Genomic DNA, 11,947 nt, shown 5'->3' with positions numbered 1-11,947 from the left:
AGACCAGGAGGTATTAGAAATAAGTCCTACAACCAAGGGATAATGAAATAAATTGCAGTATATACAAATACATTGCGCGTATTTGTAATATAATTACTTATTTTTTATTATTGGTATATCGCGTATATTTGATATAAACCTATTAGTATTTCATACCGAGCCAAATCAGCTTGAGATTTTTTTGAAGTAGCGGGCGACGGGCCACCGCTCGTAGCCGGCCGACTCATAAGCAGCACGGGCGGGCTGATGACCCGGGTCTCCACCGGTTTCGACCATGACGATGTCCATTCCGGCTTTACGGATCTGCTGTTCCGCGAAGGCCATAAGCGTTGCCCCGACGCCCTGGCGCTGGTGATCCGGGTCAACAGCCAAAACATAGACCTCACCCATTTTGTCTTCCGGATGGAGACGCAGACCGACAAATCCCAAAACCTTGTCCGAGTGTCGTGCGACCCATGTCCGTTCGCCTTCCCTGTCCAGGAATTCGCCGATATCGGCAACCTGCCGCGCCTGCCAGCCATCGGGATAGAAGGCATCGTACACAAATGGAAGAACCTGTGGCTTCATCTCCTGGAAAACCGGCTGCCACGCCCTCAGAGACAGATCCAGAATGGCCTGTTTCAGTGTTGCCGCATAAGGCACAATCTTGATTTCGTTCCCGGCATTCATGTCACTACCACGGCTCAACCGTCAGCTCCGGCCAAACCTGCATTGCCCTTTCGCCCTTGGCCGTATATCCGGGCTCGTTGTAGAGCGCCCTGTTGGGAATCACCTGAAAAGAAAAAATATGATCCAGGCCGAACGGCGCGCAAAGATCCAGCTGGCCATCCGCCTCGAGGCGCAGGCCGACGGCATGGGTTTTTGACGAGAACCGGGTCAGCGACTCGTCGCCATTGCGCAATGGCTCGACATCCTGACCGAACTTTTGCGGGTACCAGATATGGACGCGTGCCTGATTGCGGATCTCGACCGGGATTTTCGAGCCGGCAAACACCTCTTCGCCCCGCTTGATGACCCGGTCTTCGGCATCCCAGGACAGATCGCTGTCATCGTAGTAGAAAAGATCCACATCCCTGATGCCGTTGCTGGCGGGCCGGCCGGTCAACACATTCCAGACCGTGTTGTAGATAATGCCGGCCACGATGCGCCATTGCGGCAGATTGAAATCCCGTGCGGTGACGAGCGGCTCATATATGACCGTCTCGTTGCGAACGATGTCGAAGAGAATGTCCCGCTGCCTTTCAAACGGCAGGCCGGCATAGCGTAGATGATTCAATTTCGGCTCCCGGGCGGCTTGACCGCGTATCCGGCGATTCGGACACGCTGTTCAATGGTGCCGGGCACGCAAATCAAATTCAAGCGGCCGGTCCTATACTTCCGGCAGACAAATGGACCGACGGCTAGATTTCTTCCCATCCATCATGTTCACCGGCGCGGTAGACCGCATCGATGAATTTCTGATTGGCTTTGGAGTTCTCGAGCGAAAACAGTTCGCCTTCCGCATTGAGCGCCGCACTGGCGAAGGCTTCCAGCATGTTTCGGTACTGACGTACACCGGCAAAGCGGAATATCTCCGACCGGTCGCGGGCCTGATCGTGCCATGTGACGAAGGCATGGCCATAATCGCCGGCATTGAACGGGGCGGTGATTTCGATGCTTCCCTTTTCGCCGTGAAACAGCATTTCCTGGCGCAGCGCCATCTGCGTTGAACAATAGAAACTGAGATCGAATTCACCAAAATCGGCTGTCACATTGGCATAGGTGTCGGTGCCGAACCGTGGGTCGCGTTCCACCGTCGCACGCACCTTTACCGGCTCCCGGCCGGTTGAAAGCCTGGCGGTGACGGTCGGGTAAACGCCGATGTCCGGAAGGCCGCCGCCGCCGAGTTCCGGCCGGTTGCGCATATTATCCGGATCGGTATTAAAATAGGTGAACATCCCGCTGACATGGCGCAGGCGCCCGATGGCGCCGGACTCGATCAACTCGCGCACCTTGGCCCATTGCGGGTGATAACTGACCATGAAGGCCTCGGATATGATCTTTCCGGACTGGTCGCGTTCGGCGATCAGGGCATCGATTTCATCGGCCTTGAGCGCAATCGGTTTTTCGCACAGGACGTGCTTGCCGGCCTGCGCCGCCTTCAGGCTCCACTCGACGTGCTGGCTTGTCGGCAGGGGAATATAGACGGCATCAACGGTATCGGACACCAGAAGTTCGTCATAGGAGCCGAATGCGTGCGGTGCGCCGAAGCGATCGGCCACCTTTCGTGCACGTTCCAGATCGCGGCTGGCTATCGCGGTCACAACACCGTTTTGCGCATCCTGCATGGCCGGCAGCAACTGGTTACGCGCAATACTGGCGGTCGAAAGAACGCCCCACCGGATCATTGTCATTTGAAGTCTCCTCTGGCGGCCCGTTCGCGAATTTCGGCAAATGTCCAGTCTTTCAAAAGCGCACCGTCCTGCCAGACCGGTTGCATCAGGTTTTGTCGCGCTCCAAGTTCCTTCAGCGGCACGGCCATCGGTTTTCCGTCTTCGACGATCACTGCCTGGCGGTAACGCTTGGAAGCCTTGCCGGGATCGGTTTTCGGATCCTTGTGAACACCGGTCCATTTGCCGTTTTTGTCGAGCCGCCCATTGGCTTTCATGGCAAAGCGCAGCGTATCGCGATTGACTTTCTGAAGCAGCCCGGCGCCCATGCCGAAGGCAATGTTTTCGGCAGACCAGCCCCGCTCCATCAACCGGTCGAGGATGATCTTGATGGTGTCCGGCGTCACGCCGTCACCCTGAATGACCCGCACTGCCGGGCTCAACACCTTGTAACCCTTGGCATTTTTCGTGAAGCCGAAAATTTCACCGAGCATATCGACCGTGTCGATGGGAACCACCGTCGGATCGCCCGAATCGGGCCGAACCACCAGGGTGCCGCCCATCTGTTCGACCTTCGACCGCAATTCCTTGCCCCAGATTTCCGAGACAGCGCGGTAAAGATCATAGGAATCGGAGACAACAGCGACCATTTTTCCTTCGCCTCCGAAGGATTCGATCATGTTGCCGTAAGCTTCGGCCTCACGTTCCTCGCCCCAGGCTGTCATGGTCGAATGTTCAGCGGCGGGAATGGAAAATCCGGCCATGTGCTCGCCGTAATATTTGCGGGCATAGACAATGCCGGACACCGTATCGGTGCCCATGAAATTGACGAGATGCGCAACACCGCCAAGCCCCGCCTGCTCCAGTGAAGTGGCACCGCGGGCACCAAAATCGTGGAGGCGGAATGGAAGGACATCGGTATAATCATCACAGGAGCGCTCCAGGGCGGCGGTGATGATTTGCCTCACATAATAGGAAACGGTGGCAACGGTCGCCGGATACCAGATCGCGCGCAACAGCGCCGTCTCGATGAAGGTCGGCAGCCAGAAGAAATCCGGGTCCGTATTGCGGATCTGGACGAGCGGTATGCTGGCCGGCACAACCATGCCTTCCGGCAGGGCCTCGATCAGCAGCGGCAGACTGCCGCCATGACGCTTGACCAGCAATTCCCAACCGTCGCGATTAAACGGAAGGCCGTGCTCCGTAACCAGCGCATCGGCCTCGTCAACATCGGCCATTGTGATCTTGCGCGTCAGATATTCCTTTAAGAACATCTGCAGTCCGAAAAACAGCACGTGGTCGTGGCGCCCGCCCGGGCGGCTTTCCACATAGGCCGAAATCGCAGCCGTTTCGGGCGGATACTGGGCGAAATGGGAGTACTTGTAACTGTCGGTATTCAGGATCATGTTCACAATCCGACCCTCGCCCTATGAATGAGCCGCGTTATGCTCACTATTAGCATAACTTGGTTCAAGCATACCCTATCCGCGCAGAACGCCACCGGTTTTTTTGCCGACATTCTCGACAATTTGATCGGCAAGCGCCTCAAGATCTGCATCCGTCAACGTACGGTCCGTTGGCTGGATATCAACTTCGATGGCGACCGACTTCTTGCCTTCGCCAAGCGATGAGCCTTCGAAGATATCGAACACGCTGACGTTTGAAATCAGTTTCTTGTCCGCCGCGGCAGCCGATTTGACGATCTCGCCGGCTGCAACGGAGCTTTCAACAACGAAGGCGAAATCACGCTTGAGTGCCTGGAACGGAGAGATCTCCAGCGGTGTCTTGGTGCGTGTCGCCTTGCGCTTCGGCTCCGGCACGGCGTCGATATCGACCTCAAAACCGCAGACAGGTCCGGAAACATCCATCTTATCGAGTGTCTTTGGATGAAATTCGCCAAATGTTCCCAGCACCACCTTCGGGCCCAGCTTGATCGTGCCGCTGCGGCCGGGATGATACCAACCTGGCCCGCCTGCTTCAATCTGAACGCGGCCGACAGGGGCACCGCAGGCTTCAAGAGCCGCAAGCGCATCGGCCTTGGCGTCAAACACGCTGACCGAAGGCGACGCGCTGTTCCAGTGGCGGCCGGCGCCATCGAGCCTGGCCGTGCCGCGGCGAATGCCTGCGGCAACGCGGTGCTGCCCCGCATAGCTGTCGTCGGAATAGGTGTCCGAAACCTCAAACAGGCTCAGGTCGCCATGTCCCTTGTCCGCATTGCGCTGAGCAGACGCCAGAAGACCGGGCAACAGCGACGGGCGCATGTCCGACATTTCGGCGGCAATCGGATTGGCGAGCTTAAGGGCATCGCTTCCACCGCCGAACAATTCGGCTTGTTCGGCGGAAACGAAAGACCAGTTTACCGCTTCCATCATGCCGCGCGCCGCCAGTGCGCGCCGTACCGCACGGGTGCGGATCTGCAAGGTCGTCAGGATGCGTTCGCCGACGACGGTATTGCGTGGCAGCGGCTGCGGATCGATGCGGTTGACGCCATAAATACGCATCACCTCTTCGACCAGGTCGGCCTTGCCGTCGACATCCGGCCGCCAGGTCGGAACCTTGACGTCGACAATTTCGCCGTCACCCGACGGCTCAAAGCCAAGACGGCGCAGGATGTCGAGGCTCTCATCGCGCGGAACGTCGATACCGGTCAACCGCTTGACCTCGGATACGGGGAATTCAACGACCTTCATTTCCGGCTCGCTATAACCGGTAATAATCGGCTGCGTCGGCTCGCCGCCGCACAGCTCCAGAACCAGCCTGGTCGCAAGTTCCATGCCTTCCGCCATATAGGCCGGGTCGACACCGCGTTCGAAACGGTAGCGGGCGTCGGTGATAATGCCGAGATCGCGGCCGGTGCGGGCAATGTTATAGGGATCCCACAGGGCCGATTCGATCAGCACATCGGTGGTGTTTTCATCACAACCGGACCCTTCGCCGCCCATAATGCCGGCAATGGATTCGACACCGTGATCATCCGAGATGACGCAGATGTCCGAATTGACTGCATATTCGCGTTCATCGAGGGCCAGCACGCTTTCGCCCTCGCGGCCACGGCGCACAACCAGATTTCCGTTGACCTTGGCGGCGTCAAAAACGTGCAGCGGGCGGCCGCGGTCGAAGGTAACGTAGTTGGTGATGTCCACCAGCGCGTTGATCGGGCGCAGACCGATTGCCGTCAGCCGCTGCTGCATCCAGCGCGGGCTCTGCCTGTTCTCAACGCCCCTGACCATACGCAACGCAAAGCCCAGACACAGCGGTTGGGTGTCGCCGAATTCGAGAGTAAGACCGACCGGGCACGGTCCGGTTCCGCCGGCCGGCGGCGTATGCCCGTCCTTCATCGTTCCAAGGCCATAGGCCGCCAGATCGCGGGCAATGCCGCGCACGCCCGTGCAGTCGGGCCGGTTCGGCGTCAGACCGATTTCAATCATCGGATCGTCAAGACCCGCTTGGGCGGCAAAACTGCCGCCGATCTCGAATTCGCCTTCGAGATCGATGATACCGTCATGCTCATCGGACATCTGCAGCTCGCGTTCCGAGCACATCATGCCGTGGCTCTCGACACCGCGGATCTTGCCGACGGAAAGCGTGAGGTCGATACCCGGCACATAGGTACCGGTCGGCGCGAACGCGCCGATAAGCCCGGCGCGGGCATTGGGCGCACCGCACACCACCTGCACCGGATCGCCACTGCCGGTATCGACCGACAATACGCGCAGACGGTCGGCATCAGGATGCTGCTCTGCCGTCAGAACCTTGGCTATGACAAACGGCTTGAATGCCGATTTGTCATCGACGGCTTCGACTTCCAGCCCGATCATGTTCAACGCTTCGGTGATCTCATCGAGCGTTGCCTCGGTGTCGAGATGTTCTTTCAGCCAGGAGAGTGTGAATTTCATCGGTTTGTCCGTGGTCTCGATCGATTGTGCCGGCTTGCGGCGGCATATGGCGTTGTCAAAATTTCAGGAAAATCAGCTGCTGAGGCCGGAAAACAGCGTCGGCATGTCGAGCGGGCGGAAGCCGTAATGGTTCAGCCAGCGCACATCTGCGTCAAAAAAGGCGCGCAGGTCCGGCATGCCGTATTTCAGCATGGCGATGCGGTCGATGCCGATCCCCCAGGCAAATCCCTGATACTCGTCCGGGTCCAGCCCGACGTTGCGCAGGACATTCGGATTGACCATGCCACAGCCGAGGATCTCCATCCAGTCGTCGCCCTGTCCGAAGCGCACTTCGGTGCCGGAGCGGTCGCACTGGATGTCAAGTTCCAGACTCGGCTCGGTGAACGGGAAATAGGATGGCCGGAACCGCATGTTCAGCGACGGCACTTCGAAAAAGGCCTTGCAGAATTCCTGCAGCACCCATTTCAAATTGGCGACGTTGGAATTCCTGTCGATCACCAGCCCCTCGAGCTGATGGAACATCGGCGAATGGGTCGCATCGCTGTCGCAGCGATAGGTTTTGCCCGGAATGACGATGCGGATCGGCGGGCTCTGCTTTTCCATCGTATGGATCTGGACCGGAGAGGTGTGGGTGCGCAGAAGCTTGCGCGCGCCTTCCTCATCGGGGTTGAAGAAAAACGTATCGTGCATTTCCCGCGCCGGATGACCTTCGGGAAAATTCAGCGCGGTGAAATTATAGTAGTCCGTTTCGACATCGGGACCTTCGGCAATCGAAAAGCCCATATCGGCAAAAATGGCGGTGATCTCATCCATGACCTGCGAAATCGGATGAATGCGGCCCGCTTCAGCCGGCGACTGGCGCACCGGCAAGGTCACGTCGACGGTTTCATGCGCCAAACGCTCGTTGATCGCAATGTCATGCAGCACCGACTTGCGCTCCGCGATGGCATCGGTGACGCGCGCCTTCATGCCATTGATGGCGGGGCCCATGACCTTGCGTTCATCAGCGGTCATCTTGCCGAGCGTCTTCAGCTTTTCGGAAATGCTGCCTTTTTTGCCGAGCGCCGACACCCGAACGGTTTCGATCGACTGCTCGCTGTCTGATGCCTCGATTTCCGCGAGTATTGACTGCTCGAGCTGCTCCAGATCACTCATATTTTCTTTTCCCGTTGAACCGTTGGTGTTCAGCATCTGTCGTTCATTTCAACAAAAAACCCGCGCCGGCCCTGCCAGCGCGGGTTTCCCAAATCTGTCTTTTCATGCCTTGGGAAAACGCTGGCTTACCGGACAGCGCCTTCAAAAGCATTCGGTGTGGTGTCTTTGAGATATTCCAGCGAGGCTTTCGCACTTGCAACCAGAGCGCCAAATGCTTCGGGCTGATTGATCGCCATATCGGAAAGAACCTTGCGGTCGACTTCGATGCCGGCCTTGTTGAGGCCGTCGATGAAGCGTCCATAGGTGAGGCCGTGCTCGCGGACAGCGGCATTGATGCGCTGAATCCAGAGAGCGCGGAAATTGCGCTTGCGGACCTTGCGGTCGCGATAGGCGTACTGCTTCGAGCGGTCAACTGCCGCTTTTGCGGTACGGATTGTGTTCTTGCGGCGGCCGTAAAAGCCTTTTGCCTGGGCAAGAACCTTTTTGTGTTTTGCGTGGGCGGTCGTGCCCCGTTTTACGCGTGCCATGATCTATAGTTCCTTAATTCCGGTGCGAAGCCTAAAGGCTGTTCGGCATAAATTTCTTCACGATGCGAGCATCCGGTTCGGAAAGAACCATGGTGCCACGGGCATCACGAATGAATTTGTTGGATCTTTTGATCATGCCGTGGCGTTTGCCGGCGGCGGCTGATTTGACTTTACCCGAAGCGGTTATCTTGAAACGCTTCTTGCAAGACGATTTCGTCTTCATCTTGGGCATTTTGCTTCTCCATCTTCAGACCCGCATCCGCCGCAAGGGCTTTAAGCCGGCCTCTTTGTTGTTTGTCCCAAGCCATGGGTTGTTCCCGGTGGCGCCTGAACTCAAAATCCAACTGCCCGTCAGACGGTGCGGATAATCTTCGTTCGGGGACGTTTTTGTTGCATTAAAAACCGCCACGGCATGCCCTGCCGGACGGTTCGGACGCGGCCTTATAGCGGCCCTTGCACACAAGCGCAAGCCGCTTTTGGGCCATTTATCGCCTGGCCGCGTCTTCCAATCGGGATTATTTCGGTGCCAGGACCATCATCATCTGCCGGCCTTCCAGTTTGGGCTCGGCTTCGACCTTGGCAATGTCGACCGTATCTTCCTTGACTTTCTGCAACAACTGCATGCCGAGCTGCTGGTGGGCCATCTCGCGGCCGCGGAAGCGCAGGGTCACCTTGACCTTGTCGCCGCTGTCAAAAAAGCGGTTCATTGCCTTCATCTTCACCTCATAGTCATGGGTGTCGATATTGGGCCGCATCTTGATTTCCTTGACCTCGACGGTCTTCTGCTTCTTGCGGGCCTCGGCAGCCTTCTTTTGCGTCTGATATTTCAGCTTTCCGAGATCGAGGATCTTGCAAACCGGCGGATTGGCATTCGGCGAAATCTCGACGAGATCAAGTCCCGCATCCTGGGCCAGCGAAAGCGCTTCTTCGATCGGAGTTTCGCCGCGGTTGTTTCCTTCGTCATCGATGAGCTGCACCTGGGCAGCCCGGATGTCGGTGTTGGCGCGCGGTCCGGTGTTGGTCGGTGGCGGCGCTCTGAATGGTCTGCGAATGGCCGTAGTCTCCCTGGCTGTTTCGTCAATGGCTCAATATATCAGCCGCATTCGCTTTCGCGAACCGGCTGAGGCGGCAATGTCACCATCGCCACAATCAAGTCAATAGCATGACTGTCGAAAAAAATCACCAGCCATCGGCCTTGAAGGCCTCCAAATCCGGTGTTTCACGTGTGATCTGTCAGCGGAAACGCGAATCGGTCACAATCGGCACCTATCGAAAACGGCGGAAAAGACAGGGCAGCATCATGACGGACGGCGCAATGCAAATCGAAGTTGGCACGGGTGAGGACGCCCGCACGATTGCGGTTCGCCATCGCGCCGCCGGCACAAGGCAGCGTCCCGGCCTTGTGTGGCTCGGCGGTTACCGCTCGGACATGGCCGGAACGAAGGCCGTGGAGCTCGACCGCTACGCCGGCGAAAACGACCTTGCCTGTACAAGGTTCGACTATTCGGGCCACGGCGAATCCGGCGGCGATTTCATGCGCGGCACAATCTCGCGCTGGCTGGAGGAAAGCCTTGCCGTCTTTGACCGCTTCACCGAGGGCCCGCAGATCCTCGTTGGCTCATCCATGGGCGGCTGGATCGCCATCCGCATGCTGCAGGAGCTCAGGAAGGCGGGGCGTGCCGAGCGGATCCTCGGTCTTCTGCTTTTGGCGCCGGCGCCTGATTTCACCAGCGATCTGCATGAGCCGCTTCTGACGGACGCGCAAAGGAAAGACATCGAGGAAAAGGGCTTTTATGAAGAAGAGACCCCTTACGGGCCGGATCCCAATATCTTCACGCGCGACCTTTTTGAGGACGGCCGCAAAAACCGGGTCATGACCGGGATAATCGAGACCGGCTGCCCGGTTCATATCCTGCAGGGCATGGACGATCCGGATGTGCCCTATTCACATGCGCTGCGCCTGGTGGAGCACCTGCCGGCCGACGATGTGGTGCTGACGCTCATTCGCGACGGAGATCACCGGCTGTCGCGGCCGCAGGATATCGATATTCTGCTCAATACCGTTGCCCAGATGACACGCCCGCCGACTGAATGACCTATTTGTCCGTATCCGCGGTAACCATAATCTGAACTAACCCTGTTTCCACATTGACTCCCCCGCCTTCAAAATCATTAACTGTCTGTTAACGATAATGGTGGGTAACGGGGACTGGCGTCTATGAAGGGCGTATTCATAAAAGCCATGCTGGCTGGCTGCTTGCTTGCGACGTCGTCGACGCCGATCGTCATGGCCGCGCAGCCGAACGGGTCGTCAATGGTGGTCGGAGAGATCACTTCACAGCCCATCGGCCACTATGAATTCTGCAAACAGAACAGGCAGGAGTGCCGCGGAACAGGGGTTCGCACGGCACCGCCCCGGGTTACCGATTTCGGCTGGACAGTCGTGCGCGAAGTCAATGAATCGGTGAATTACGCTGTACTGCCCATGACAGACTATGAGATCCACGGGCGCGAGGAAGTGTGGTCCTATCCCGATGTCGTCGGCGACTGTGAGGACTATGTGCTCCTCAAACGCGCCATGCTTATTGAGCGCGGATTTTCCGTTTCCGATCTGTTGATTACCGTCGTACGCAAGCCCAATGGTGAAGGCCACGCGGTTTTGACACTGCGCACGGCCGACGGCGATTTTGTTCTCGACAATCTCGAAGACCAAGTGAAGATGTGGACCGAGACACCCTACACCTATCTGAAACGTCAGGCGTCGTTTCATGCCGGCCGCTGGGTCGACATTGAAAATGGCGACGAGCTGATGGTGGGCTCGATCCCGGAATAATTCGTCTTCCAGCTATTTCCCCTTCGCGGCAATCATGTCGCCCAGAATCTGCAATGCGGTTCCGGCGCCGGCAAGGTTTTGCGCCTGCAGATATTCAAGGCCGATCAATCCGCCGTAGAGCAATTGCGCCACGATCCTTCGGTCGGTGTCACCGTAGCCAAGCTCCGCGGCAATGGATGACAGATAGTCGAGCCGCCGACGGTCCACTTGCCGTGCGGTTTCGGCGACCTTGCCGTCATAACGCGCCCATTCGCGTATCGCGGCCTCGGCGCGAATTCCGCCATATTCGGCGCTGCGCTCATCCGTGACCAGCGCTATCAGTTCCCGCAGGCGTGTTGCCGGGTCCGCATGAGGCTCCTTGTTAATGGCGATAATGTCTTCGGTTGCCATTTGGCACCAGCGCGCAAGCATCGCCTCCTTGAGGGCCGGAACATCGCGGAAATGCCAATAGAACGATCCCTTGGTCGTCTTCAGCTCCCTGGCGATTGCCTCCGCGCGGATTGCCTGGACCCCGCCTTCGGACAGGGCGCGAAAAGCCGCCTTGATCCAGTCGTCCGCCGATAGCTGCTTTTTCTTCTCTGTTGTCCGCGTCATCGCGCCTCACACTGAACCTGCAATAACCATACGCTGCCGTATTGATCAGCTCAACTGAAACTGTTACATACGGTGGCGTATGGTAGTGGATTTCCGAATTGAAACCGCTCCCGAACCAAAAGAGGACTGGGCCAATGCTTGTTTCCGTTACGGTTGCCACCGTTTTGTTCGCGGTTTCACTGCTGCATTTTTTGTGGGCGACCGGCAGTCCCTGGCCCTGTGCCGATCAGCAAAGCCTGCTGCGCAGCGTCGTGGGTCACCCGGATCTGGAACGCTTCCCCTCGCCGCTGCTGACGGTACTGGCTGCAACGGCCATTGGCTTCGCCGGCCTGTTCGCCCTTTGGGCCGGCGGCATTTTTTCGTTGCCCTTGCCGGACTGGATCAGAACGGCGGGTATTTACGTACTGATCGGTATTTTTCTGCTGCGCGGCTTGAGCACCTACACACCAAAACGCATTTGGACCGCCCCTATCGAGCCGTTCGCCACGCTCGACCGGCGTTATTTTGCGCCGTTGTGCATTGCGCTCGGCTGCGGCTTTGTATGGCTGCTGATTGCCAATCTCGCGATATGAG

The 11,947-nt window shown here is 57.9% G+C and carries 14 protein-coding genes; 3 read left to right on the top strand and 11 right to left on the bottom strand.

Annotation, left to right across the window (positions count from 1 at the left end; genetic code table 11):
• Window positions 1-165: 165 nt before the first annotated feature.
• The 10 genes from ABVT35_RS20925 to infC all read right to left on the bottom strand — a co-directional run bounded on the left by ABVT35_RS20925 (window position 166) and on the right by infC (window position 8,999).
• Window positions 166-687, bottom strand: coding sequence for a GNAT family N-acetyltransferase (locus ABVT35_RS20925; protein WP_368469056.1), 522 nt, complete (start codon window positions 685-687; stop codon window positions 166-168).
• Entirely contained in the window at window positions 674-1,276 is a 603-nt protein-coding gene (locus ABVT35_RS20920) for a nucleotidyltransferase family protein (RefSeq protein WP_368469054.1), read from the bottom strand. The genes ABVT35_RS20925 and ABVT35_RS20920 overlap by 14 nt, the downstream gene beginning before the upstream one ends.
• A 124-nt stretch (window positions 1,277-1,400) precedes the next feature.
• The gene (locus ABVT35_RS20915) at window positions 1,401-2,387 is read right to left on the bottom strand and encodes a Gfo/Idh/MocA family protein (protein ID WP_368469692.1); all 987 of its coding nucleotides are present in this window, start codon (window positions 2,385-2,387) and stop codon (window positions 1,401-1,403) included.
• Window positions 2,388-2,389: 2 nt separating this feature from the next.
• On the bottom strand, window positions 2,390-3,775 hold the full coding sequence (locus tag ABVT35_RS20910) for a nicotinate phosphoribosyltransferase (RefSeq protein WP_368469052.1): 1,386 nt from the start codon (window positions 3,773-3,775) through the stop codon (window positions 2,390-2,392).
• 75 nt (window positions 3,776-3,850) lie between these two features.
• On the bottom strand, window positions 3,851-6,265 hold the full coding sequence (gene pheT / locus ABVT35_RS20905) for a phenylalanine--tRNA ligase subunit beta (protein ID WP_368469051.1): 2,415 nt from the start codon (window positions 6,263-6,265) through the stop codon (window positions 3,851-3,853).
• A gap of 72 nt (window positions 6,266-6,337) precedes the next feature.
• Window positions 6,338-7,420, bottom strand: a complete 1,083-nt coding sequence (gene pheS, locus ABVT35_RS20900) for a phenylalanine--tRNA ligase subunit alpha (protein ID WP_368469049.1) — start codon at window positions 7,418-7,420, stop codon at window positions 6,338-6,340.
• A 125-nt stretch (window positions 7,421-7,545) separates the two neighbouring features.
• Window positions 7,546-7,947 (bottom strand): 50S ribosomal protein L20, encoded by a 402-nt coding sequence (gene rplT / locus ABVT35_RS20895; RefSeq protein WP_368469048.1) that lies wholly within the window; start codon window positions 7,945-7,947, stop codon window positions 7,546-7,548.
• 31 nt (window positions 7,948-7,978) lie between these two features.
• On the bottom strand, window positions 7,979-8,179 hold the full coding sequence (gene rpmI, locus ABVT35_RS20890) for a 50S ribosomal protein L35 (RefSeq protein ID WP_220228947.1): 201 nt from the start codon (window positions 8,177-8,179) through the stop codon (window positions 7,979-7,981).
• Window positions 8,118-8,255, bottom strand: a complete 138-nt coding sequence (locus ABVT35_RS20885) for a hypothetical protein (protein ID WP_368469718.1) — start codon at window positions 8,253-8,255, stop codon at window positions 8,118-8,120. The genes rpmI and ABVT35_RS20885 overlap by 62 nt, the downstream gene beginning before the upstream one ends.
• A gap of 207 nt (window positions 8,256-8,462) precedes the next feature.
• A complete protein-coding gene (gene infC, locus ABVT35_RS20880; protein ID WP_368469690.1) occupies window positions 8,463-8,999 on the bottom strand; it encodes a translation initiation factor IF-3 in 537 nt (178 codons plus the stop codon).
• A gap of 248 nt (window positions 9,000-9,247) precedes the next feature.
• On the opposite strand from infC, the gene ABVT35_RS20875 reads away from it, so the two are divergent.
• Both ABVT35_RS20875 and ABVT35_RS20870 read left to right on the top strand, forming a co-directional pair.
• Window positions 9,248-10,042: an alpha/beta hydrolase gene (locus ABVT35_RS20875; protein ID WP_368469688.1), complete on the top strand. Its 795-nt coding sequence runs from the start codon at window positions 9,248-9,250 to the stop codon at window positions 10,040-10,042.
• A 147-nt stretch (window positions 10,043-10,189) separates the two neighbouring features.
• Window positions 10,190-10,780: a transglutaminase-like cysteine peptidase gene (locus tag ABVT35_RS20870; RefSeq protein ID WP_368469687.1), complete on the top strand. Its 591-nt coding sequence runs from the start codon at window positions 10,190-10,192 to the stop codon at window positions 10,778-10,780.
• A 12-nt stretch (window positions 10,781-10,792) separates the two neighbouring features.
• Here ABVT35_RS20870 and ABVT35_RS20865 read toward each other — a convergent pair whose 3' ends face one another.
• A complete protein-coding gene (locus ABVT35_RS20865; protein WP_368469046.1) occupies window positions 10,793-11,374 on the bottom strand; it encodes a TetR/AcrR family transcriptional regulator in 582 nt (193 codons plus the stop codon).
• A gap of 134 nt (window positions 11,375-11,508) precedes the next feature.
• On the opposite strand from ABVT35_RS20865, the gene ABVT35_RS20860 reads away from it, so the two are divergent.
• The gene (locus tag ABVT35_RS20860; RefSeq protein ID WP_368469044.1) at window positions 11,509-11,946 is read left to right on the top strand and encodes a DUF3995 domain-containing protein; all 438 of its coding nucleotides are present in this window, start codon (window positions 11,509-11,511) and stop codon (window positions 11,944-11,946) included.
• The last annotated feature ends 1 nt before the right edge of the window (window position 11,947 follow it).

The sequence above is a fragment of the Hoeflea sp. TYP-13 genome, assembly GCF_040932035.1.
GTDB lineage: Bacteria > Pseudomonadota > Alphaproteobacteria > Rhizobiales > Rhizobiaceae > Hoeflea_A.
This window is presented reverse-complemented; position numbering and strand designations above follow the sequence as displayed.